This window comes from Lampropedia hyalina DSM 16112, assembly GCF_900129055.1.
Lineage (GTDB): Bacteria > Pseudomonadota > Gammaproteobacteria > Burkholderiales > Burkholderiaceae_C > Lampropedia > Lampropedia hyalina.
This window is the reverse complement of sequence record NZ_FQUZ01000008.1, coordinates 16,896-39,740: the sequence shown is the minus strand read 5'-3', so window position 1 is coordinate 39,740 and position 22,845 is coordinate 16,896. Positions and strand designations below refer to the sequence as shown.

At 61.2% G+C, this 22,845-nt stretch carries 20 protein-coding genes and 1 riboswitch; of the genes, 10 read left to right on the top strand and 10 right to left on the bottom strand.

Annotation, left to right across the window (positions count from 1 at the left end):
- Positions 1 to 5: 5 nt before the first annotated feature.
- The 9 genes from BUE21_RS04715 to BUE21_RS04675 form a co-directional block, all read right to left on the bottom strand.
- Complete coding sequence (locus tag BUE21_RS04715) at positions 6 to 1,748, bottom strand: DUF262 domain-containing protein (protein WP_073355193.1); 1,743 nt, start codon at positions 1,746 to 1,748, stop codon at positions 6 to 8.
- Entirely contained in the window at positions 1,749 to 2,327 is a 579-nt protein-coding gene (gene cobU / locus BUE21_RS04710; RefSeq protein ID WP_073355191.1) for a bifunctional adenosylcobinamide kinase/adenosylcobinamide-phosphate guanylyltransferase, read from the bottom strand.
- 34 nt (positions 2,328 to 2,361) lie between these two features.
- Complete coding sequence (locus tag BUE21_RS04705; RefSeq protein WP_073355354.1) at positions 2,362 to 4,278, bottom strand: TonB-dependent receptor domain-containing protein; 1,917 nt, start codon at positions 4,276 to 4,278, stop codon at positions 2,362 to 2,364.
- Positions 4,279 to 4,361: 83 nt separating this feature from the next.
- A riboswitch (cobalamin riboswitch) is annotated at positions 4,362 to 4,604 on the bottom strand.
- 189 nt (positions 4,605 to 4,793) lie between these two features.
- Positions 4,794 to 6,485 carry an ABC transporter permease gene (locus tag BUE21_RS04700; RefSeq protein ID WP_234971050.1) on the bottom strand — a complete coding sequence of 564 codons (1,692 nt, stop codon included), beginning with the start codon at positions 6,483 to 6,485 and terminating at the stop codon, positions 4,794 to 4,796.
- A gap of 15 nt (positions 6,486 to 6,500) precedes the next feature.
- Complete coding sequence (locus tag BUE21_RS04695) at positions 6,501 to 7,478, bottom strand: ABC transporter substrate-binding protein (RefSeq protein WP_073355188.1); 978 nt, start codon at positions 7,476 to 7,478, stop codon at positions 6,501 to 6,503.
- A gap of 57 nt (positions 7,479 to 7,535) precedes the next feature.
- Positions 7,536 to 8,651, bottom strand: a complete 1,116-nt coding sequence (locus tag BUE21_RS04690) for an ABC transporter ATP-binding protein (protein ID WP_073355186.1) — start codon at positions 8,649 to 8,651, stop codon at positions 7,536 to 7,538.
- 14 nt (positions 8,652 to 8,665) lie between these two features.
- Complete coding sequence (locus BUE21_RS04685; RefSeq protein ID WP_073355184.1) at positions 8,666 to 9,679, bottom strand: porin; 1,014 nt, start codon at positions 9,677 to 9,679, stop codon at positions 8,666 to 8,668.
- 191 nt (positions 9,680 to 9,870) lie between these two features.
- On the bottom strand, positions 9,871 to 11,124 hold the full coding sequence (locus tag BUE21_RS04680; protein ID WP_073355350.1) for a PLP-dependent transferase: 1,254 nt from the start codon (positions 11,122 to 11,124) through the stop codon (positions 9,871 to 9,873).
- Between the two features lie 317 nt (positions 11,125 to 11,441).
- Positions 11,442 to 13,136 (bottom strand): electron transfer flavoprotein-ubiquinone oxidoreductase, encoded by a 1,695-nt coding sequence (locus BUE21_RS04675; RefSeq protein ID WP_073355182.1) that lies wholly within the window; start codon positions 13,134 to 13,136, stop codon positions 11,442 to 11,444.
- A gap of 33 nt (positions 13,137 to 13,169) precedes the next feature.
- Between BUE21_RS04675 and BUE21_RS04670 the strand changes: the two genes are divergently transcribed.
- The 5 genes from BUE21_RS04670 to BUE21_RS04650 all read left to right on the top strand — a co-directional run bounded on the left by BUE21_RS04670 (position 13,170) and on the right by BUE21_RS04650 (position 15,793).
- Entirely contained in the window at positions 13,170 to 13,550 is a 381-nt protein-coding gene (locus BUE21_RS04670; RefSeq protein ID WP_073355179.1) for a hypothetical protein, read from the top strand.
- A gap of 144 nt (positions 13,551 to 13,694) precedes the next feature.
- The gene (locus BUE21_RS04665; protein WP_073355176.1) at positions 13,695 to 14,006 is read left to right on the top strand and encodes an ElaB/YgaM/YqjD family protein; all 312 of its coding nucleotides are present in this window, start codon (positions 13,695 to 13,697) and stop codon (positions 14,004 to 14,006) included.
- A gap of 121 nt (positions 14,007 to 14,127) precedes the next feature.
- Positions 14,128 to 14,529, top strand: a complete 402-nt coding sequence (locus BUE21_RS04660) for a phage holin family protein (protein ID WP_159435797.1) — start codon at positions 14,128 to 14,130, stop codon at positions 14,527 to 14,529.
- Positions 14,526 to 14,900, top strand: a complete 375-nt coding sequence (locus BUE21_RS04655; protein WP_084522851.1) for a hypothetical protein — start codon at positions 14,526 to 14,528, stop codon at positions 14,898 to 14,900. Before BUE21_RS04660 ends, BUE21_RS04655 begins: the two co-directional genes overlap by 4 nt.
- A gap of 89 nt (positions 14,901 to 14,989) precedes the next feature.
- Positions 14,990 to 15,793, top strand: coding sequence for an enoyl-CoA hydratase/isomerase family protein (locus tag BUE21_RS04650; RefSeq protein WP_073355175.1), 804 nt, complete (start codon positions 14,990 to 14,992; stop codon positions 15,791 to 15,793).
- A 36-nt stretch (positions 15,794 to 15,829) separates the two neighbouring features.
- Here the strand turns inward: BUE21_RS04650 and queG are convergent, their stop codons facing one another.
- Positions 15,830 to 16,918 carry a tRNA epoxyqueuosine(34) reductase QueG gene (queG, locus tag BUE21_RS04645; RefSeq protein WP_200796688.1) on the bottom strand — a complete coding sequence of 363 codons (1,089 nt, stop codon included), beginning with the start codon at positions 16,916 to 16,918 and terminating at the stop codon, positions 15,830 to 15,832.
- Positions 16,919 to 17,019: 101 nt separating this feature from the next.
- On the opposite strand from queG, the gene tsaE reads away from it, so the two are divergent.
- From tsaE to BUE21_RS04620, 5 genes are all read left to right on the top strand, one after another.
- The gene (gene tsaE / locus BUE21_RS04640; RefSeq protein WP_073355173.1) at positions 17,020 to 17,547 is read left to right on the top strand and encodes a tRNA (adenosine(37)-N6)-threonylcarbamoyltransferase complex ATPase subunit type 1 TsaE; all 528 of its coding nucleotides are present in this window, start codon (positions 17,020 to 17,022) and stop codon (positions 17,545 to 17,547) included.
- A complete protein-coding gene (locus tag BUE21_RS15140; protein ID WP_327068373.1) occupies positions 17,544 to 19,292 on the top strand; it encodes an N-acetylmuramoyl-L-alanine amidase in 1,749 nt (582 codons plus the stop codon). The genes tsaE and BUE21_RS15140 overlap by 4 nt, the downstream gene beginning before the upstream one ends.
- Positions 19,293 to 19,521: 229 nt before the next feature.
- Positions 19,522 to 20,556 (top strand): GDP-mannose 4,6-dehydratase, encoded by a 1,035-nt coding sequence (gene gmd / locus BUE21_RS04630; RefSeq protein ID WP_073355337.1) that lies wholly within the window; start codon positions 19,522 to 19,524, stop codon positions 20,554 to 20,556.
- On the top strand, positions 20,553 to 21,545 hold the full coding sequence (locus tag BUE21_RS04625) for a GDP-mannose 4,6-dehydratase (protein WP_268767822.1): 993 nt from the start codon (positions 20,553 to 20,555) through the stop codon (positions 21,543 to 21,545). Before gmd ends, BUE21_RS04625 begins: the two co-directional genes overlap by 4 nt.
- A gap of 26 nt (positions 21,546 to 21,571) precedes the next feature.
- The gene (locus tag BUE21_RS04620) at positions 21,572 to 22,816 is read left to right on the top strand and encodes a glycosyltransferase family 4 protein (RefSeq protein ID WP_084522847.1); all 1,245 of its coding nucleotides are present in this window, start codon (positions 21,572 to 21,574) and stop codon (positions 22,814 to 22,816) included.
- Positions 22,817 to 22,845 lie beyond the last annotated feature (29 nt).

The window sequence follows — 22,845 nt, the reverse complement described above, 5'->3', positions numbered from 1 at the left end:
ACATATCATTCCGAAATGACCAGCAATTTCTCATTGCGCAAGAAACTGAAAAAACCATCGAAAATCAATTTATTTCGCCCAACAATTTCGTCTTCATTGAAAACATCATAATTCGCAATTTTATTTATTTCAAATATTTTACTGGCATCCTTGTTTTTTCCTCGACGCTGCTTTCCGCAATATATATTCTTTTTATCCACAAACCGGTAATCCGATGCCCGAATGTTGATACTTTCCTCCAGCAGCACCTTATTACCCAACAGCTCCAGACTGGCATCATTCTGCAAACCACCCTCGACTTCCTGTCGCTTCTTGGCATAAATATGCTCTATATTAAAAACCTCATCCACAGCAAGGAGCTGCTGCTCTGGAAAGGTATAGGCATACCATGTCAGCATGGAGCGGGTAACATTTCTTTGATTACTGAACTGATAATTTTCAAAAGACGAACGCAACTGAAATTCATTGAATTTATATTTTGAAAATCCAACTTCAACACCATTCACAATATTGACCATTTCATCATAAACAGGATTTCGCAGTGCATTGACTCCAGGGCTGAAAATCGCGTAAGCAAAAATAAAAGCCGTTATTTTATTCAAAAATTCAACAAATGCACCATCATCCAGCAGATCCGATTCTTTTCTGTTTTGCAAAAAATATACAGAGGTGATATTTTGCCACATTCCATTGGGCGCATAATTCAATACAAAAAGCCTTTTCCGCACATCATCAGAAAACCTGTCCTTATCCTGGTGACGTACACTTTTCCAGAACAATGCCAATGCTTTCAGAACATCCATCGCACCAGGCTGCTTTAAATATTTATATTTATCACGCTCATAAAATTTTCTCAATGCCTCTGTTGTCGTACTTCTATTGCCTTCCTTCGCACGCAAGAAATACATATAGCGAGCAAACAATTCATCCATCGGGCTGGCATTGCCAGATGGAAAAGTCAGGCGAGCCACCTCCTCCAGCTCTTTCCATCTCTCAATAAAATCCTTCTTTTCTCCCAAATCTCCATAATACTTATAAAACTGGGCCTTGAATATATCCGCATCTGACAATGGAAGGCCGCGATCGTTCAATGTCGAAAAAATGCGCAGCGCAGTATCCTGTGATTCCGCCTCGATGGGCAAAATAATGCAATTCCCCAGTATTCTCGCCGGCAGGTAAGGAAAGTAACTGGCAAATCCATGTAAAAATTCATCAATTTTCTTCTGGATAAATCTATAATTATTGACATAACGGCTTTTGCTATCCGGCTTCGCTTGCCCCGTTTTCAATAAATCAAGAAACTCTTGCTTGTCATCGTCCGTAGCCACTTCCGAATTGATCTTCAGCATGGACTTATCGGCCGCTCCAAAAGTATCGGTCTTCCAGATACACTGTTCGATGCGCTCCCTGGTCAGCTTGGAATTCTGATCCTGCATATTAGAAAACTTATCATAGAAAGCCCGCAGAATCAGCAGCAACGTGGTCAAACGTTGCTGGCCGTCGATGACCTCCGACTTCCCATCTTGGTTTTTATAGGTAACAATCGATCCCAAAAAATATTCTTCATTCTCATCAAAAGCCTCATAATTATTATTGGGAAATGAAAACAAAAAAATATCATCCCAAAGCGTCTGGCACTGTTCTTCATCCCAAGCATAAGGACGCTGATAATCTGGAATCAAAAAACTGATTTTTTTATCAGACAATAAAGAATAGATTGTTTTCTGATCGACGCTTAATTTTGACATTCAGTACTCACTTTCATTCTTCAGCACCAGCGGCAGGCCCGCAGCCATCAGGGTAACGCGGCTGCAAGCCTGGGCGATCTGCTGGTTCAGGCTGCCGAGCTGATCGACGAAATCGCGCACGGCTTCTCCCAGCGGAATCACGCCCCAGCCGATTTCGTTGCTGACCAGCACCACTTCACCCCGCGCCTGCGCCAGTGCATCCAGCAACTGCTGTTGCTGGCGAGCGAAGGCACCGGCATTATCCCCCTCACCGTCGCCGCCCAGTGGCTGTGCGGGCATCAGCCAGTTGGTGAGCCAGAGCGTGAGGCAATCGACCACCAGCAGGGTCTGTGGGTTGCTGTGCCGCGCAATCGCGTCGGCCAGTGCCAGCGGCTCTTCCAGCGTTTGCAGCCCCGGCACACTCTGCTGCCGCTGCACACGGTGGCGGTCGATGCGCTGCTGCATTTGCGCATCGTGCGCCTGCGCAGTGGCCAGCAGCAGTGCCCGATGGCTGGGCGACTGCTGCAACCACTGCTGCGCCAGGCTTTCCGCCCGGCGCGACTTGCCGCTTTTCTGGCCGCCGAGAATCAACTCGTGCATGACAATCGCATGTGCTGCTGGATCACACCAAGGCTCACTGGGGTGCCCATTTCAGGCCCACATGGAAGGTGCGGCCTGCGGTGGCGTAGTTGCGTGCGAACTCGTAGTTCTTGTCGCCCACGTTGTCCACCCGTGCGGTCAGGCTCAGGTCATGCCCGAGGTTGCGGCTGGCGTAGAGATTGAACAGGGTATAGCCGCCCAGCAGTTGGGTGTTGGCAGGATCACTCCAGCGGCGACCAGATGCCTGCACTTCGGCCCCCAGGTCCCAGCCCGCCAAGTGGGCATCGGCCCCGAATGTGGCATGGCGTTTGGCACGGCGGGCCAGCAAAAGCCCCGTGGTCTGGTTCTCTGGCTTCTGGAAGTCCATCGAACCACGCCATTGCACACCTGCGGCATACAGTGTGCCCTCCAGTGTCACGCCCTTGTAGCGTGCCTTGTCAAGGTTCTCGTAGCATCCCCAACTGGAGGCACAGCCACCGGCACCGGAAACGTAGGTGATCTGGTTCTTCACGCGGTTCTGGTAGGCGGTCACTCCCAGGCTGCTGGAGCCTTGTGCCCAGCGCAATCCCAGTTCCACGTTGCGGCTGGTTTCGGGCTTCAGGCTGGCATTGCCTGAATCGCTGAATCGCTGGTACAGGGTCGGGGCACGGAATGCCGTGCCCACCGAGGCACTGGCTCGCCATTGCGGCGTGAATGCGAAAGCATAGGCCAGGCTGCCGGTGCTCTTGCCGCCAAATTCGCTGTCGTCATCGCGGCGTACATTGGCCTGCAGGGTATGCGCACCAGCCCTCAGGCCATAGCCCAGTGCCAGTGCGTTCTGGTGGTGGTCACGGTCGATCGGGGTGTTTTCCAACTGGTCTTCGCGGCGTTCCAGTGCAGCGGTGAACTGGTGGATGCCCACCCGGTATTCGTTGTGGAACAGGTAGCTGCGCACATTCGTTTCGGTCAGATAGACGCTGGGCGTGGTTTCGTAGCGGGAGCGGGAGTCGCCCACGCTCAGGCGGGTTCGATACCGCTCGCTCCATTCGGAGTGCAGCCCCAGGTTCAGGGCCTGCATCCGGTGCTTGTTGCGATCATCCTCAGTGGCACTGCTGTCGTAGCCGGAATCGAGGCGGCTGCCCAGCCAGCTTCCTTCCAGACGGTGCTGCCGATGCACCTGCAAGCCCAGCCGTGCCTGGAACGAACGGCGGTCATAGCCGTCCTTGTCGGGGTTGTAGCCCCAGGCGTTCGGGTTGTTCAGGACGTTGAATCCGTCGCTTTCCTCATACGCGGCACTGACGGCGTAGTCCCACAGCCCCTGCGCTCCGCTGATGCCTGCGCTGACATCGCGCGTGCCCTGGTTGCCCAGCCCCACAGACACATAGGGATGAATGCCGGCCTCGCCCTTGCGGGTGAAAATCTGTATCACACCGGCCACGGCATCGGAGCCATAGACTGCGGCAGCCGCACCGCGCACGACTTCGATGCGATCGATCAATGCCAGCGGAATGCTTTCCCAGGTCGCGCCTCCGGTGGATTGCGAATCCAGCCGCACGCCGTCGATGAACACGGCGGTATAGCGCGCCTCCGCACCACGGATGTACACGCTGGTGCTGGTGCCAACGCCGCCATCGCGGGCCAGCTCTATGCCCGGCAAACGGGCCAGCACATCGGCCACGCCGGTGGCTCCGCTTTTCTCGATGGTGTCGCGGTCGATGATGGAGACATCGGCCACCAGATCGGACAACGGCTGCTCGGTGCGGGTGGCAGTGACGACGACTTCTTCCAGAACCTGGGCCGTCGGCTGCTGGCCCTGTTGCGCCTGTGCCTGACCGGCAAGGCCCGCACACAGTGCAAGGGCCGAGGCCAGAGCCAGCGGACGCAAGGTGGAATGGGCAGGAGCGGCAGAGTGCCATGCAGCGATGGCAAAGGGCTGCGCATCGGGACGCGAAGCCAGAGAGGGGAATTTCATCATGATGGGAAAACCTGTCAAAACGCCCGGGCCGACCTCCCCGTCATGCCATGGGCTGCACGACCGCCTGGATGCACAGCATTCAGGCGGTCACTTTGCTGGCCGGTATCCGGGCTGGCGGACAATGACCCCAAAGCCTTCCCGAGACCCGATGGTTCCAGTGGCATGTGCATGGGGAGCGCGGGCATCTGCCCGCTGTTCCGCTGACCGTTGCGGGGGCAGCGCAGGCCGGGGGGTGCGGCAACCCTGGTCGCGCCCTCCTCCTGCTTCCCGTTTAACCGCTTTGCCGGAATGGCATTGCGAGCACCAACAACGGGGCGATTCTACCGTCGCCCTGCGTTCACGCGCTGAAATTCATAATTTCTAATCACACGCCTGGGAAGGTCTGCAAAACTCTTGCGGTAAGCCCGCGCCCGCCAGTGGGATGCAGCGCAAGGCGGCGATGCGCCCAGTGGCGGGATGCGGGCGGCGCAATGGGTTTGGCAGACCTTCCCTTGGCCCGCGGCTGCTTATGTTTACCCGCTGCGGCGGCCATAGCGTATTTGCAGCCAGTTGGCCAGCCCCACCAGCAGGCAGGTCAGCGCAATGGCCACCAGGCTCATGGCCATGCCCTGCCCCACTGCGCCCTGGTCGAACTGCCGCCAGATGAACAGCGACACGGTCTGCATGCCGGTGGGGGCCAGCAGCAACGAGGCCACCAGTTCGCGCGAGGCCATCGCAAACACCAGCAGCATGGCCGCGCCCACACTGGGAGCGAGCAGCGGCAACACAATGCGCCACAGGGCCACACGGAACGGCGCACCGTGCACCCAGGCACTGGTTTCCAGATGCGGGCTGAGCTGGCGCAGTGCGGCATGGGCATAACGCACCGGGTACGGCAGCAGCAGACAGGCATAGGCCAGCAACAGGATGACCCAGGTGTTGTACGGTGTCACGGGCAACCAGGGCTGGTTCCAGGCCAGAATCAGCCCGACGGCCACCACGATGCCGGGCATGGCATTGGGCAGGATGCTCATGCCATCGAGCAGGGTCGAGGCCCGGCCTGGCACGCGCACCACCACATAGGCCAGCATCAGCCCCACGGTGCCGGTGAGCAGGGCCGCGCCGATGGCCAGTGCAAAGCTTGTGCGCAAGGCCACCAGTGCCGCCGAGCCATCGGCAAACAACGCCTCGAAGTGCCGCAGCGAGAAGTTGTCCAGGCTCAAGCCACCCGACAGTGTGCCCGTCAGCGCAGTGGCAGCAATGGCAAACAGCGGCGCGAACGTAGCCAACGTCGCCACTGCCACAAACATCAGCAGCACCGGCACCTGCCAGCGGCCCAATGGCCGAGGTTGCGCCACGGTGGGCTTGCCGGTCTGGGTGGCATAGTCGCGTCCGGCCGTCACCCAACGCTGGGCCAGATACGCCCCCAGTGCCAGCAGCATCAGGATGACGGAAAGGCTGGCCGCGCCGGGCAGGTCAATCGGCCAGTCGGAAAACCGCCGCTCGATGCCCGTCACCAGCACGAAGAAACCAGCATTGGAAGCCAGCACCGCCGGGGTTCCGTATTCTTCAATGGCAGCGGCAAATACCAGCAGCAGGCTGGCGGCCAACGCAGGCAAGGCCAGCGGGAATGTCACCCGCGCAAATGCCCGCCACGGGCTGGCTCCGAAAATGGCCGCCACATCCCCCAGCCGCGCCCCGGTGACCTGCACCGAGCGCGATACCGCAAAGTACACAGCCGGAAACAGGTTCAGGGCCATGACCAGCACCACGCCCTGGAACGAGAACAGCAGACCCGCCACATGCAGTCCACTGAGCTGTTGCAGATAGCCTGCCGGTTGCAGCAGCAGAATCCAGCCCATTGCCGCGATATAGGGCGGAATCATGAAAGGCACGAGGAACAGCAAATCCCATGCCTTGGCACCCGGCACATCAAAGAGTCCGCGCAGCACCCCCAGCGGCACACCCAGCAGGGCCGATACCGCCACCACCGCCAGCCCCAGCCGCAGGGTGTTGCCTGTCAGGGTGAGGATGGCGGGGTCTTGCAGCACCGTGCGCCAGTGCCCCAGCGGCTGTGCCAGCGAGCCTTGTGCCAGTTGCGGAAACACCGCCTGCAACAGCACGAACAGCAGCGGCACGAAAACCAGCACCGCCAATGCGGCCATGCACAGCAGGCGCAGCACCCGCTGGGCGGGCACGGGACGGGTCACGGGTGCGGCAGACACGGTGGATGCAACCTCTTAGGGACGCGCGAACAGTTCAGAGAAACGCTGCAACAGGGCTTCGCGTCCTGCCCGTTCAGCATCACCCGCTGGCGGCAGTGCCTGGATGTCCGACAGACCGGGACGCTGGGCGGCCACATCGGTGCGCGCCGGAATCAGATAGGCCTTGGCCACGGCAGCCTGCCCTTTGTCGGAGAGGATGTAATCCACGAACTTGCGGGCCTCATCGGGTACTTTGCTGCTCTTGAGAATCATGACCGGACGCGCCGCCACCACGGTGGCACTGGAGGGGAAAATGATTTCCACCTTCTCGCCCTTGGCCTGTGCCGCATAGGTCACATAGTCCACGGCCCCGAACACGGCAGCCTTGGCTCCCTGCAACACGGGGTTGAGTGCCTGGGCGTTGGCTCCTGCCACTGCCATGCCGTTGTCCTTGAACTGGCCGAACAAGGCCCAGACGGCTTCTTCACCCTGGGCGGCCTGCAAACCGGAGAGCAGTTCCAGTGCCGTGCCGGACTGGCTGGGGTCGGGCATGTTCACCTTGCCTGCAAAGGCGGGCTGGGCCAGGTCTTTCCAGTCGGCAGGACGGGGCGTGCCGGATGCGGGATTCCAGGCAATCGCCAGTGCCGACAGGCCCTGGGCCACATAGCCGGGGCCTTTGTAGAGTTGCGGCACCTTGGCAGCGTGCGGGCTTTGGTAGTCCAGCAGCCAACCGCGCTGTTGCAGGTCCAGCGCGCTGTCCCACGAGGCGGAAATGACCACATCGGCACGCGGATTGGCGGCTTCGGCTTCCAGACGCGCCATCACCTTGCCGGTATTGGCCTGAAACACCTCGGCCTTGATGCCAGTCTCGGCCTCGAAGCCACTGGCGAGTTCGTTGATGAGGTCGCCTGGCCCGGCGGTATAGACCGTCAGTGCCGAAGCAGAACCGGTGGCACACACCAGGGCAGCCACCCCAAGGCCACGCCACAGCGTGGAATGCGAGAAGATCGTCATGGGAAATTTCCTGAAAAAACAACCAACAATGAAAAGAAAAACGGCCTGTCAATGCACTCAACCACCGGACGTGGCAGTGTGATCCGACGCGGCAAACCAGCGCAGTTGCGCGGCATCGATGTGCAGTCCGACGGCCTGCCGCGCGGCCAGTCGCTGGCGGGTGTCGGTGTGCAGTACGGCTCCATTGGGAAGGTGCAGGGTGGTGCGATAGCTGCCACTGCGGTATTGCTGGCCGTGTACCCGTGCCTGCCACGCGCTGCCATCGGGAGCACACAGGACAATCGCGCTGTCGGGCACCAGCAGCTCGCCGGTATCCATGTCGCCAGAACCCGCGCTGTTGCCGGGCACTGCCAGACAGGGCAGGCCCTCGCCCAGCCACACGCCCTGCCCATTGCGCCGGGCAGGCAACACCGCACCCAGCTTGAGAAAACGCGCCACCCAGGCAGAAGCCGGGGCATTCCACAGATCGCGCGGAGAGGCAATCTGCTCCACCTGCCCCTGGCGCATGACGGCGACCTGATCGGCCACAGCACAGGCTTCCTCGTGGTCGTGTGTGACGTAAATGGCGGTGGTTCCCAACTCGCGCAACAGGCGGGCAATGTCTTCGGAGAGGCTTTCGCGCAAGTCGCGGTCAAGGTTGGACAGCGGCTCATCGAACAGCAGCAGCGAAGGCCGGGCCACCAGTGCGCGTGCCAGTGCCACACGCTGCTGCTGGCCACCAGACAGCGCGGCCGGTGCACGCTGTGCCAGATGCTCCAGCCCTACGCTCTGCAAAGCCTGCTGTACCCGCTGCACCAGCTCACCCCTGGGAACCTTCTGCATTTGCAGCGGAAAAGCCACATTGGCGAACACGCTCAAATGCGGCCAAAGGGCATAGTCCTGAAAGACCATGCCCAGTTGCCGTCTCTGGGGTGGCTGCTGCTCGTGGGCAGTCGCCACCAAACGCTCACCGAACCAGATTTCCCCATCGCTGGGGGCTTCCAGCCCGGCCAGCAGCTTCAGCAGCGTGGACTTGCCGCAGCCCGATGGCCCCAGCAAGGCCAGCACGGCACCCGGCTCCAGCCGCAAATCCACCTGTTGCAGGGCGCGGACACCCGCATAGTCACGCCGCACCCCACGCAGGGTCAAGGCCACGCCGGAAACAGCGTGGGATGCAGGCTCGGCCAGTGTCATGCGCTGCCCATGCCTCAGAACTTGTGTACCAGACCGAAGCCCCAGGTCACATCGTCAGCGAAGCCACCGCGCAATTGGGCTTCGTCGTTCACCTGGCCCACGTTCAGGTACACGCTGGTGCGCTTGGAGAACTGGTAGTCGCCGAATACTTCGTAAGCGGTTGCGCCATCGACGGCATTGTTCTCGTGGTCCAGGTACGCGGCCTGCACCCCCACGGTGAGGGCACCGAACGGCACCGCCACGCCCAGACCGAAGCCTTCGCCACCGCTGGTGGAAGTGCTGAAGTCCTTGGTTTCGTCACGGGTGTAGTAACCGCTGACTTCCAGTGCCTTGAAGTCGTACTTGATACCGGCAGCGTAGCCAGTGCGCTGATTGGCGGCAGAAGACAGCTTGCCCTGCACCGCAGCACCCACCGTCAGACCACCGACCTTGTAGCTGGCGGCAGCCTGCACGAAGTCCTTGTCATTCGCCCAGACACCGGTGGTGCTGTTGAAGGACTTGCGCTGGTCTTCAAAGCCATAGGCGATGCGGGCCTCGAAGCCACCCAGCTTGGGCGTGGCGTACTGGATTTGGGCATTCTGGCGCGAACCACCCAGGTTGCCATTGGCCTCCAGACCCAAGGCTTTCAGAGCAGAGGAGCCATCGGCCGTGCCGTTCAGGTCAAACGTGCCCAGCAGGCGGTTCTGCGGGGTGGTGGTGCGGCCCACCAGAATGTTACCAAAGCCACCGGAAACGCCCACCCAGGCCTGGCGGTTGAAGCCACCGTTGCCACCAATGTTGCCGTTGGTCAGATCAATCGCGCCAGACTCGAACTGGAAGCTGGCCTTCAGACCATTGCCCAGATCTTCGGAACCACGCAGACCCCAGCGGGAAGTGCCGTCGTAGTTGCTGATGACACCGGTATCTTCCATCGTGTAACGCTGACCCACGCCCGCGTCCAGCTCACCGTAGAGGGTGACATTGCTTTGTGCAAGTACGCCGGTGCTCATGGCGGCCACAGCAGCAGCGGCCAACAAATTCTTCTTCATCGTATGCTCCCAGTCAGGTTGTGAATTGCTTGCGACCTGCGCCACCGCTTGCGCGGCGATCAATGCAGGCGACAGGGGGCATTGGACTGGGAGGGCATGACAGTGCCGTTACACCGCCGTATCCTGTTTCAGCGGTTGTCGCCGGGGCGCAACGTCATGGCGTTGTCATGTGCCAGAACGTGTTTGCGCGCTCAGAACGTGCTGGCCAGTGCCTGCGCCAGGTCGCGTTCCAGGGTCTGTGCATCTTCCAGCCCGATGCACAGGCGCACCAGCCGGTGCCCCCCCAGACGTTGCAGCGACTGCGGCAGGCTTCGGTCGCCCGCCAAATCGTAGGCCATCACCAGACTGGTGGAGCCACCCCAGCTATAGCCGATGCGAAAGTGCTGCAAGTGCTCGCAGAACGCATCGATCTGCGTCTGTGTGTAGCCCGGCTGTGGCACAAAGCTGAAGATACCGGCGCAGGCTCCCTCACCGCCATAACGCGCCCCACACAGTTGCTGCCAATGTGCATGGCCGGGCGCATCGGGCAAGGCCGGGTGCAGCACCTTGGCCACCTGTGGCTGCCGTGCCAGAAACTGCGCCAGATGCCGGGCCGTGCGATCCTGCGCACGGTAGCGCAGCTCCATGCTGGGCAGACTGCGCAGCACACTCTCGACATCGTTCATGCCCACGCCCAGCCCCAGCCGCATGTGGCAGGCCTTGATGCGCTTGTGCAGCGTGTCGTCGCGGGTGCTGATGCTGCCCATCAGCACATCACCGCCGCCGCTGGGGTACTTGGTCAGAGCGTGGACGGACACATCCACGCCCAGCGGATGTTCACCCCCCGCATCCTCCAGATCGAAAGGCGCGAAGGCCAGCCCCGCGCCCCAGGTGTTATCCAGCGCGACGGCCACGCCATGCTGGCGGCACAGGCGCACCAGCGCGGGCAGATCAGGGAACTCCATGCTCACCGAACCGGCCGCCTCCAGCCAGACCAGGCGCGTTTGCGGCGTGATTCTGCGCGCCAGATCGTCCACGTCCAGCGGATCGTACACGCCGTGCGCAATGCCGTAGCGGGCCAGATCGCCCCGCAGCAGCGACTGGTTGGGGCCATAGACGTTGTCGGGCACCAGCACATGGTCGCCCTGCCCCAGCAAGGCCAGATTCACATTGGCAATCGCCGCCAGACCGCTGGGAGCCAGCAGGCAGTGCTTTGCGCCTTCCAGCGTGGCAAGCCGTTCTTCCAGAACAAAGCTGGTGGGCGTGCCATGCAGGCCGTAGGTGTAGGTGGTCTTGAACGCCCAGTCGCGGTTGCGCACTGCCGCCATGCTGGGGAAAAACACCGTCGAAGCCTTCTGCACCGCCGGTTGCAGCGAGGCAAAACCCGATGGCGGCTGGTAGGGGTGGTGAATCAGTTGGGTGCTGAGCGCAGTGGTGTCAGGGTTGAAATCGGCAGAGGAAGACATGGCGAACATTCAGGAAAAAGAAAACCACGGGCACGGTCACGATGACCTCAGCGCATGGCATGGGAAAACAGATACCCCAGGGAAGGTCTGCAAAAGCCGCCTTGCGCTGCATCCCATTAGCGGGCGCGGGCTTACCGCAAGGGTTTTGCAGACCTTCCCCAGCATACCGGCAATTGCGCGCGCCCAGACGATGCCCATCCGCAAACCCCCACCCCACCATGCAAAACACCGGCCAGAGCCGGTGTTGTCGTTGCCGATGTCATCGGCGCGCAGACTTCAGGCGGGGGCATGCCACCCCGCCGCATCGTTGGCACTCGTCACATATCGACGTAGTTCGGGCCGCCGCCGCCTTCCGGGGCCACCCAGACGATGTTCTGCGTCGGGTCCTTGATGTCGCAGGTCTTGCAGTGCACGCAGTTCTGCGCGTTGATCTGCAATCGCTTGCCTTCCTGGTTGCTTTCGTCATCGACGAATTCATACACCCCGGCCGGACAGTAGCGCGCTTCGGGGCCGCCAAACTTCTTCAGGTTGATCTCCACCGGTACGCCTTGATTCTTCAGCGTCAGGTGGGCAGGCTGGTTTTCTGCGTGGTTGGTGTTGCTGATGAACACGCTGGAGAGCCGATCGAACGTGATCTTGCCATCCGGCTTGGGATAGTCGATCTTCGCACACTCAGCCGCTGGCTTCAGGAAGGTATTGTCAGCAGCAGGGTTCCTCAGTGTCCACGGCGGGGTCTTGACACCCAGCTTGGGCAACACCAGGTGCTCGATGCCCGTCATCAGCATGCCCACCAGCGTACCCTTCTTGAACCAGGGCTTGAAGTTGCTGGCGGTCTTGAGTTCCGCGTACAGCCAGCTTTTCTCGAAAGCCTCGGGGTAGGCCGTGAGTTCATCGTGCTGTCGGCCTGCCGTGACGGCATCGAAAACGGCTTCGGCCACCAGCATGCCGCTCTTGATGGCGGCATGGCTGCCCTTGATGCGGCTGGCATTCATGAAACCGGCATTGCAGCCCACGAGCGCGCCACCAGGGAAAATGGTCTTGGGCAGGCTGGGAATGCCACCGTTGTTGATGGCCCGTGCGCCATAGCTCAGGCGTTTGCCGCCTTCGATATGCTTGAGGATTTCCGGGTGCTTTTTCCAGCGTTGCATTTCCTCGAAGGGACTCAGCCACGGATTCTTGTAGTCGAGGCCAACGACAAAGCCCAGCGTGACCTTGTTGTCCTCCATGTGGTAGAGGAAGCCACCACCATAGGTTTTCAGGTCCATCGGCCAGCCAGCGGTGTGCACGACCAGCCCGGGCTTGGCCTTCTCGGGCGGCACTTCCCACAGTTCCTTGATGCCGATACCGAAACTTTGCGGGGCAGAGTCTGCCTGAAGATTGAATTGGGCGAGCAACTGGCGGCCCAGCTGACCGCGCGCGCCTTCGGCAAAGATCGTGTACTTGCCGTGCAGTTCCATGCCAAGCTGGAAGTCGCCGGTCGGCTCGCCTTCCTTGCCCAGCCCCATGTTACCGGTGGCAATGCCCTTGACGGAGCCATCCTCGTTGTAGATGACTTCGGTGGCAGCAAAGCCAGGGAAAATTTCCACGCCCAGTTCCTCGGCCTGCGCCCCCAGCCAGCGCACAACGTTGCCCAGGCTGATGATGTAGTTGCCATCGTTGTGGAAGTTGTTGGGAATCAGGGCCGATGGGGTCTTGTAGCTTTTCTCGTCGGACACCATCAGCACCACTTCATCGGCAGTGACGGGCTGGTTCAGCGGCGCGCCCTTTTCCTTCCAGTCGGGGATGAGTTCGCTGATCGAGACAGGATCCATCACCGCGCCCGAGAGAATATGTGCGCCCGGCTCGGAACCTTTCTCCAGCACCACTACCGAAATCTCCTGCTCTTTCTCGGCAGCCAACTGCTTGAGCCGGATGGCGGTTGCCAGGCCCGCAGGCCCGCCACCGACAACGACCACGTCGTATTCCATGAACTCACGCGGGCCATACTGGGAGAGAATTTCTTCATTCGTCATCGTTATCTGTCGCTTTTCAAAAAAGTGGGGCGAATGTCTATCTGCGCGGCAGCCCTTGCGGCAACCCCGGCAAACCTGTTTTTTGTTGCAGTGCAAAAACTTTTAATTGTAGTCATGCTGGCCCTCAAAAGACCAGCAAAAATTACACACTTGAAGACCAATGTCCGTCAAGCGTCAGCGCACGCATTCCTCGGATACCTGATGGGAGTCCTCCTGCTGCCGCAACCAATCGGGATAAAATCCAAAAACTCTTTTGCCATTTTCATCAGCAATTTTCTCCTTCTGCAAGACCGACACAACCATGCCGTCATGTTGGGTGACCGTATGACGACACGCTCTGAACCATCATGCCACCAGAGCCATGGCTTCGGATTGTCGGTGGTGCCCAAACAGGCCCAAACGAACCGACCCTAGGGCATCCCCTAGGGAATGTCTGCAATGAATACAGCAAAAGAAGCAGCATGGACTTGGCACTTGTTTTTCGCAGATGTGTTATAAAAAAACTGTTGCTACCCAACAACCGTTCGATTCCAACCTGAAAAACCAAGAGAGGACACCATGGCATTTTCTTCATTCAAAACCCCCTCCAGCGCACAAGAAGACCTGGAGAAACTGGTGCAGGATCTGCACGGCCTGCTCTCCAGCCGCGATCTCGATGACGTTCCGCAGATCAAGGCCCTGCGCCAGAAGCTCGATGACGGCCTGTACAACGTTCGCCAGGCCACTGTGCGCGCTGCACAGGATGCCGCCTACAAGGCCAAGGAAGGAGCCTATGCGGCCAACCAGTACGCCCACGATGAGCCTTGGCAAGTCGCCGGTGCGGCAGTGGCCATCGGCGCACTGATCGGCTACCTGCTGGCACGCCGCTGATCGCCCCCCACAGGGCAGGCACTCCTGAACGGAGGGTCTGCCCTTGTCTCTTTCTGGATTGCCGCTGCCAATGGCCATGCAATCCGGCCCCATCCCCTGCTGTTCGAGAAAGGAATCTCCTGTGACCATCAACTGGCAATCATTGCTGGGATTCAACCGGCTGAGGGACTCGGCTCGCTACTGGGCAGAGGAAGGAGGCCATGCCGTCAATGACCGCATGGAACTGGCCATGCTGGAATGGCAGACCCAGAAAAAAGCCCTGCTCAAGGCCCTGATTGCCGCCATGCTGCTGGGCTATTTCGGATTCGGCCTGCTGCTGCTGGGGTCGATGGCCACCATGCTGCACTGGTGGGATACCGAACACTGGGGCAGTGCGCTGGCCGGAGTGCTGGGCTTCTGGCTGGCCGCCGCAGTGGTCAGCACCGCGCTGTTGCTTCATGCCCGCAAACGCTTTGCCAAGGCCTTTGTCCTGACCCGCAAGGTACTGGCTGCCGACTGGCAGGAATTCAAGGAGCACCTGTGAGCATTTCATCCCCATCCCCTCTTCCCAACCGGGTTCAGGAAGCCATTGCCCTGGCCAAGACCGAATCCGGTACCGCAGAGCAACTGGTGCTGGCCCGCATTCTGGAGCAACGCATCCGCATCAAGACCCGCGAGCTGGAACAGGCCCGCCATGCCGGTCGCGTGGGTGGCAGAATCCAGCAGCGATCGCTGCTGCACATTGCAGGCAATGCAGCACAAAGCAACCACCTGCTGCTGGCAGGCAGGGACTTTGCGTTGCAGCACCCTCTGGCCACCGGCTTCGCGCTGGGCTTCGGGCTGGTGGCGGCCCCGCGCAGACTGCTGCGCGCCGTCACCGTGGTACTGCCCCTGATTCTGCGCTTCAGCCGCTGATCGCCAGTCACACTGTTCATTACAGGAGAGGCGCGGGTTGGCAGCCTCTTCTTTTTTTCCGTCGATTTCAATTCTTCTGGCCTGTCAGCATGTCTTCCTCCTGCGCATCCGATCGCATCGATCTCCATTGGCACGAAACCGAACCCGGCAGCGGCATCCGCTACGCCCTGGTGCAATTGCACAATCCCGAACGGCTCAATGCCATGTCGGTATCCATGTGGCGGCAACTGAAGCAGGTCTTCACGGACATACAGCAGCAGCGCGATGTGCGCTGCGTGGTGGTGGCCGGTGCAGGCGGCAACTTCTGTGCCGGGGGCGATATTTCCGAATACGCCCGCTTCCGCTTCGAGATCAACAGCCTGCGTTCCTTCCACGAGGACGATGTCTGGGGTGGGCTGGGTGCGATGCTGGCCTGCGACGTCCCCATGATTGCCCGCATCGATGGGGTGTGCATGGGCGCGGGCCTGGAGATTGCCAGTTGTTGTGACATCCGTGTGGCCTCGGCATCGAGTCAATTCGGCGCGCCCATTGCCAAACTGGGCTTTCCGATGGCCCCGCGCGAACTGCAACTGGTCGGGCAGGCCGTGGGCGATACGGTGGCCCGCCAAATCCTGCTGGAAGCGACGGTATTGCGCAGTGACGATATGCTGCGCACGGGCTTTCTGTCGGAAGTCGTTGCCGACAGCACAGCCTTGCAGGCGTGGGTGGAGCAGAAGACTGCCCGCATTCTGGCCCTCGCCCCCCAGGCGGCACGCCTGAACAAGCAAACCCTGCGCGCGCTGGCACAAGGCCATCTGGCACAGAGCCTGGAAACCGCCTACGACTACGCCAGCAGCGCAGAGCACCGCGAAGGCATTGAAGCATTCGTACAGAAGCGCAAACCCTTGTTCTGATGCGGGGCCAGACCTTCACAGATCGTAAAAGCGATCTTAAGCAGCCTGCTGCGCCAGTGCCCAGAGCACATGTTCCCTGACCAGTGCGGGCGTTGCCTCGCTGTCCTGCATCGACTGCAAATGCTGGCGAATCGGCACGGCCTCCTCGGCAGACAACTGCCGCAGGGCATTGCCACAGACCACGGCCAGATTGCGCTGCCAGCGGGCAAAGCCGATGCGCCGGATCGGGCTGCCTTCGGTGTAACGCAGAAAATCCGCTTCCTGCCACCGCAACAGCGTCAGCAGGCGGGTGTCATTCCAGACGGCACGGGCGTTGAAATCGGCCAGAACCGCAGGCGTGGCGAACTTGTTCCACGGGCAGGCCAACTGGCAGTCGTCACAGCCATACAGGTGATTGCCGATCAGCGGGCGCAAATGCTCGGGGATGGCCGCCGCATGTTCGATCGTCAGGTAGGAGATGCACAGGCGTGCGTCCACCTGGCCGGGGGCCACAATCGCCTGGGTGGGACAGATGTCCATGCAGGCCGAACACTGGCCGCAGTGCGCCGTGGTCGCTGGCGTGGGCGGCAGGGCCATATCGAGAAAAATCTCGCCCAGAAAAAACATGGAACCGGCCTTGCGCGACAGCAGCAGCGTGTGCTTGCCACGCCAGCCCAGGCCACTGCGGCGTGCCAGCTCCACTTCCATGACCGGGGCCGAATCCGTGAACGCACGAAAGCCCAGCGGGCCGACCTCCTGCTGGATGCGCTCGGCCAATTTCTGCAAACGGTTGCGCAGGACCTTGTGGTAGTCCCGCCCGCGTGCATACACCGACACCACGGCCTCGTGCGCATTGGCCTGGCGTTGCCATTCGCGGCCCTGCCATGCGGGCGGCGTGTCCTGGGGCAGATAATCCATGCGGGCGGTGATAATAGAGACTGTGCCGGGAACCAGTTCGGCAGGGCGGGCGCGCTTGAGGCCATGCTGCTGCATGAAAGCCATATCGCCGTGGAAACCTTTGGCCAGCCACTGCATCAACCCTTCTTCCGCATCGGACAGGTCAATGCCCGCCACACCAATCTGAGAAAAGCCCAAATCGTGTGCCCACTGCTGAATCTTCGCCCAAAGCTCCGTGTGTTGCTCCATAGAGGCGGAATTGTAGAGAGTCACGGCATCTGCCAGCGCATCGCACCCGCCGACCATCCCCGTTTTCGTTTGCCCCACCCGTTCCGATTCCCCGCGTTCCCATGACCACCTTGCAACCGCCCCATGCCAGTCAAGGCATCTGGCACACCCCGCTGCCCAACGAACAGGCCACCGCCACCCTCGCCCAGGCCATTGCCCACCACAGCCACACGCACCCCCATCTGCGCATCGACCTGTATGGCGATCTGGGTGCAGGCAAAACCACGTTCGTGCGTCTGCTGCTGCGCGCGCTGGGCGTGGAAGGCCGCATCAAAAGCCCCACCTATGCCCTGATGGAAAGCTATGAACTGCCAGGCTGCGCCACGCCCGCCCGCCACTTCGACCTGTATCGCCTGGAAACCCCTGAGGAATGGCAGGAATCGGGGCTGGAAGAAGAACTGAACGCCGCTGGCCTGCGTCTGGTGGAGTGGCCCCAGAAAGCCCAACCGCTGTTGCCTGCCCCCGACCTGAGTCTGGCGTTCTGCATCACCCCGCAACCCGATACCCCCGAATGGCGCAGCCTGACCATCACCAGCCACACAGCCACCGGAACCGATATGGCCCAGCACGTCCTGAAAGCCACCGCATGAAGAAACCCCTCGCCTCCCGATTGAACGGCTGGAGTGACCCAACACCCCGCCCTGTTGCTCCCCTCACACGCCAGACTGTAATGGCCTCCATCCCCTCGTCAGCCATAGCGACACAGCATGTACCGCCTGCCATTCAGGCTCCCGCACCAGCACGCCGCACCTTGCTGCAAGCCGGTACGCTGCTGTGCCTGCTGGGAGTGCAGCACCTGGCCAGCGCACAGAGCACGCGCAGTGTGGCCGTCAGAAACGGACTGGATGCCAGCAATGCCGCCAAAGGCAGGAACGGCACGGTCGCCGTGCGCGTCTGGCCGGCGGAAGACTACTCACGCATCACCATCGAGTCCGACCAGGAACTGAAGGCCAGCTACAAGATGCGCAAGAACCCGGCGCAGATGCAGGTGGATGTCACCAGCCTGCAACTGAGTTCCGACCTGCGCAACGTCGTCACCAAGGTCACGGCCGACGACCCCAACATCGTCACCATCCACATTGCCCAGTACGACGACGAAACGGTGCGCCTGACCATCGACCTGAAAAAAGCCGTGACCCCTGAAGTGTTCACGCTCAAGCCCGTCTCGCCTTACCGCTGGCGGCTGGTGCTGGACTTTTATCCGGTCAAGGAAATCGACCCGATGGCGGAACTGATTGCCGAGCGCACCCAACGCCTGGCCCTCGCCAGCCAGCCCTCACCGCTGCCACCCCTGACACCACCGCCCACCACCCCCCCGCCGCCAGAAACCGACCTGCTGGGCGACTGGATCAATGGCCAGCCTGTCACCGCTGCGCCACCCCTCCCATCGGCACCCGCCACTCCACCCATTACGCCCAAGCCCCCGCCACTGCCGGTTCCAGCCCTGCCACCACTGGCTCCTGCGACCAAGCCAACGCCCGCCACACCTGCGGCGACTCCCCCTCCCATTCCTGCCATCACCCCACCGCCGCCCGTGGCTGCACCTGCCCCGGCACCCACACCACCGGCCACACGCCCCCCCGCACCCAGTACGCCAGCACCACGCCAGACCGACCGCATCATCATCGTGGCCATCGACCCTGGGCATGGCGGCGAAGACCCCGGAGCCATCGGCCCAGCAGGCACTTTCGAGAAAACCGTGGTGCTGGCCATTGGCCTGGCACTGCGCGACCGCATCAACCGCAGCCGCATCAACGGCGTGCCCATGCAGGCGTTCATGACCCGCGACCGCGACTTCTTCGTGCCGCTGGGCGTGCGCGTGCAGAAAGCCCGGCGCGTCAAGGCCGACCTGTTCATGAGCATCCACGCCGACGGCTTCACCAACCCCAATGCACGCGGAGCCGGGGTGTATGCCCTCAGCCAGCGCGGAGCCTCCAGCACCACGGCCCGCTTTCTGGCCGACAAGGAAAACCAGTCCGATCTGGTCGGTGGCGTAAACGTCAAGAGCCAGCACCAGGACGTTCAGCAGGCTCTGGTGGACATGAGCACCGCCGCCCAGATTCGCGACAGCCTGCAATTCGGAACCATGCTGGTGCGCGAAATGGAAAAATTCGCCCACATGCACAAAAAGCGCGTGGAGCAAGCCAACTTTGCCGTGCTGCGCTCACCCGACATTCCCAGTGTGCTGGTCGAGACTGCGTTCATCACCAACCCGGAAGAAGAACGCCTGCTGCGCGACCGCGCCTACCAGAACCAAATGGCCGACGCGCTATTGCAAGGCATCCTGAACTACTTCACCAAGTTCCCACCCAGCCCGCGTGCGCGCTCGCTTTGACAAAACACCACCTAGGGAAGGTCTGCAAAACCCGTTGCGCCGCCCGCATCCCGCCACTGGGATGCAGCGCAAGAGTTTGCAGACCTTACTTAGAAAGCTCTGCGAAGCCCTTGCCCCATCCTCCCGTACAAGGCAGGAAACTGCCTGGGGCGGCCTTTGCAGAGCGTTTGCCCGCAATCTTCACGCATAATCCACCGCAGCACACTCTTCCCCAATTCACATGGAAACCATGAAAAAGGCAATCGTCACCGGCATCACAGGGCAGGATGGAGCATATCTGGCTCAGCTTCTTCTGGAAAAAGGCTACCAGGTCTATGGCACCTTCCGCCGCACCAGTTCGGTGAATTTCTGGCGCATCGAAGAGCTGGGCATTGCCAGCCACCCCCAACTGCACTTGGTCGAATACGACCTCACCGATCTCTCTGCCAGCATCCGCCTGTTGCAGCAGGCAGAGCCTGACGAGGTCTACAACCTGGCGGCACAGAGCTTTGTCGGCGTCTCCTTCGACCAGCCCATCACCACCGCCGAAATCACTGGCATCGGCGCAGTCCATCTGCTCGAAGCCATCCGCATGGTCAATCCGCGCATCCGTTTCTACCAGGCCTCCACCTCCGAGATGTTCGGTCTGGTACAAGCCGTGCCACAGTCCGAGAGCACGCCCTTCTACCCACGCAGCCCCTATGGCGTAGCCAAGCTCTATGCCCACTGGATGACCGTGAACTACCGCGAGAGCTACGGCATCTTCGGCACCAGCGGCATCCTGTTCAACCACGAAAGCCCCTTGCGCGGGCGTGAATTCGTCACCCGCAAAATCACCGACAGCGTGGCCAAGATCAAGCTCGGCACGCTGGATGTGCTCGAACTGGGCAACCTCGACGCCAAACGCGACTGGGGATTCGCCAGGGAATATGTGGACGCCATGTGGCGCATGTTGCAGGTGCAAGAGCCCGATACCTTCGTCGTCGCCACCGGCCGCACCGAAACCGTGCGCGACTTTGTGCGCATGGCCTTCCAGGCTGCCGGCATCGACCTCACATTCAGCGGCCATGACGAAACCGAAACCGCCGTGGATGCGGCCAGCGGCAAAACGCTGGTGCGCGTGAATCCGCGCTTCTATCGCCCCGCCGAAGTCGATCTGCTGGTGGGCGATGCCAGCAAGGCCCGCGACAAGCTCGGCTGGCAGCCCGGCACCAGCCTCGAACAACTGTGCCAGATGATGGTGCAGGCCGATCTGACACGCAACCAGGCGGGAATCTCGCTGTGATACAGGCCGTCTCCCCACTGCTCACCCTGCCGAAAAAGCCCGAGACCACGCGCCGCGTACTGGTCACCGGCGCGCTGGGCTTCACCGGACGCTACATGGTGAACGAGCTGCTGGCACACGGCTGGGAGGTCTGGGCCATGCACCCACGGCCACTGGCCGTCAGCTCCAGCACCCCCAGCAACACCATGCTGCGCCATGTGCAGGCCGACCTGCTGGAAGCCACGGCCCTGGCCAACACCCTCTCGCACATCCAGCCCCATGCCGTCGTGCATCTGGCCGCCGTCGCATTCGTCGCACACGGCAATGCGGAAGACTTCTACCGCACCAACCTCATCGGCACCCGCCACCTGCTTGCCGCGCTGGCGAACCTGCCGGTGCCACCCCGTCACATCCTGCTGGCCAGCAGTGCCAACGTCTATGGCATCACCACCGAAGGCAAGCTCAACGAAGACACTGCGCTGAACCCTGCCAACGATTACGCGGTCAGCAAGGTCGCCATGGAAATGATGGCCAGCCTGTGGCAGCACCAACTGCCCATCACCATCACCCGGCCGTTCAACTACACCGGCGTGGGACAAAGCGAAAACTTCCTGATCCCCAAGATCATCGCGCACTTCAAGAAACGCGCTCCCGTCATCGAACTGGGCAATCTGGATGTATGGCGCGACTTCTCGGACGTGCGCCAGGTCACCGCCATTTACCGCCAGTTGCTGGAAGCCGACCTTCATGCCCCCGGTGCAACGAGCAGCCTGACACCGCATACCATCTTCAACGTAGGCTCCGAACAACTGCACTCGCTGCGCGACATCCTCGCACTGGCCGAAGCACTCACGGGCCACCAGTTGGAAGTGCGCATCAACCCGGCCTTCGTGCGCGCGAATGAAGTCAAGACCCTGCGGGCCGACACCAGCCGACTGCGCAGCGTACTGGGCGAATATCGTCCCATCGAACTGCGCGATACACTCGCCTGGATGCTGCAAGCCTCCTGACACCCCTGCACACCCGCCAGACCCCCATGGGCATCGACCTCATCTTTGCAGCGGATGCCTTGCACCCTCCCCTCACCGGCATTGGTCGCTACAGCCTGGAACTCGCCCGGCGGCTGGAGCACAGCGACCGCGTGGCACGCATGCGCTACTTCGCCATGGGCCAGTGGTTGCCATCGCCCATCGCATCGCTGGAACGCAATCTGGAGCAGCCGCCCGATTCGGCCGCCGACCTGTCCACTCGCCCCGCATCGGACACGCTGCAACGCTGGCGCAGACAACTATCTGGCAACCGGGTTGCCGTGCGTGCCTACCATGCCCTCAGCCCGTGGCTGTTCGGCTGGCGTTTGCGTGGCAACCGCAATGCAATCTTCCACGCCCCCAACTATTTTGTGCCACCGTTTGACGGGCGCACGGTCAGCACCGTGCATGACCTCTCGCACATACGCCATCCCGAATTCCATCCCAGGGCACGCGTGGACTACATGAACCTCGCCCTGCCCCCCAGCCTGCGCCGCACCGACCATGTGATTACCGTATCGCAAGCCACGCGGCAGGAATTCCTCACCTTGTTCCCGCACTGGGAGGAAGACAGGGTCACCGCCATCCTGCTGGCCGCCGATGCCGCATTCCACCCGCGCAGCACAGAGTCCATCGCCCCCGCACTGCACATGCTGCACCAGACACCGGGCAACCGCCGCACGCCCGATGCCAGCCCATGCCCTCTGGTGCCAGGCCGCTACAGCCTGTTTGTCGGCACCATCGAACCGCGCAAGAACATCGACCGCCTGCTGACCGCCTACAGCCAACTGCCCCAAACCCTGCGACGCGAATACCCGCTGGTCATTGCAGGCTCGCAAGGCTGGCAATCGGAATCCACCCACCGGCGCATCGCCCAGGCACAGGACGAAGGCTGGCTGCACTACCTGCGCTTCGTGCCCCAAACCCTGCTGCCCCACCTCTACGCGGGAGCCGCCCTGTTCATCTACCCTTCACTGTACGAAGGCTTTGGACTGCCCATCGTCGAGGCCATGGCCAGTGGCGTACCCGTCATCACCTCCGCCACCTCCTCCATGCCCGAAGTCGCTGGCGGTGCCGCCCGGCTGGTAAATCCACTGCAAACCGAAGACATACGCCACGCCATCGTGCAATGCCTCGAAGACACTGGCTGGCGCAGCCATGCCATCCAGGCCGGACTGCAACGGGCCTCGCAATTCTCATGGGATACCTGCGTGGCGCAAACCATCGGCACTTATCAGAAACTGTCGCCCTAACCCCTGCATGACGGAATAACAATATAACG

Excerpts from the sequence above, each read along its gene's own strand:
- BUE21_RS04685 (WP_073355184.1), bottom strand. The coding sequence starts at position 9,679 with ATGAAGAAGAATTTGTTGGCCGCTGCTGCTGTGGCCGCCATGAGCACC.
- BUE21_RS04620 (WP_084522847.1), top strand. The coding sequence starts at position 21,572 with ATGGGCATCGACCTCATCTTTGCAGCGGATGCCTTGCACCCTCCCCTC.
- BUE21_RS04705 (WP_073355354.1), bottom strand. The coding sequence starts at position 4,278 with ATGAAATTCCCCTCTCTGGCTTCGCGTCCCGATGCGCAGCCCTTTGCC.
- tsaE (WP_073355173.1), top strand. The coding sequence starts at position 17,020 with ATGACCACCTTGCAACCGCCCCATGCCAGTCAAGGCATCTGGCACACC.
- BUE21_RS04690 (WP_073355186.1), bottom strand. The coding sequence starts at position 8,651 with ATGACACTGGCCGAGCCTGCATCCCACGCTGTTTCCGGCGTGGCCTTG.
- BUE21_RS04715 (WP_073355193.1), bottom strand. The coding sequence starts at position 1,748 with ATGTCAAAATTAAGCGTCGATCAGAAAACAATCTATTCTTTATTGTCT.
- BUE21_RS04665 (WP_073355176.1), top strand. The coding sequence starts at position 13,695 with ATGGCATTTTCTTCATTCAAAACCCCCTCCAGCGCACAAGAAGACCTG.
- BUE21_RS04680 (WP_073355350.1), bottom strand. The coding sequence starts at position 11,124 with ATGTCTTCCTCTGCCGATTTCAACCCTGACACCACTGCGCTCAGCACC.
- BUE21_RS04650 (WP_073355175.1), top strand. The coding sequence starts at position 14,990 with ATGTCTTCCTCCTGCGCATCCGATCGCATCGATCTCCATTGGCACGAA.
- BUE21_RS04675 (WP_073355182.1), bottom strand. The coding sequence starts at position 13,136 with ATGACGAATGAAGAAATTCTCTCCCAGTATGGCCCGCGTGAGTTCATG.
- BUE21_RS15140 (WP_327068373.1), top strand. The coding sequence starts at position 17,544 with ATGAAGAAACCCCTCGCCTCCCGATTGAACGGCTGGAGTGACCCAACA.
- gmd (WP_073355337.1), top strand. The coding sequence starts at position 19,522 with ATGAAAAAGGCAATCGTCACCGGCATCACAGGGCAGGATGGAGCATAT.
- BUE21_RS04670 (WP_073355179.1), top strand. The coding sequence starts at position 13,170 with ATGTCTATCTGCGCGGCAGCCCTTGCGGCAACCCCGGCAAACCTGTTT.
- cobU (WP_073355191.1), bottom strand. The coding sequence starts at position 2,327 with ATGCACGAGTTGATTCTCGGCGGCCAGAAAAGCGGCAAGTCGCGCCGG.
- BUE21_RS04695 (WP_073355188.1), bottom strand. The coding sequence starts at position 7,478 with ATGACGATCTTCTCGCATTCCACGCTGTGGCGTGGCCTTGGGGTGGCT.
- queG (WP_200796688.1), bottom strand. The coding sequence starts at position 16,918 with ATGGAGCAACACACGGAGCTTTGGGCGAAGATTCAGCAGTGGGCACAC.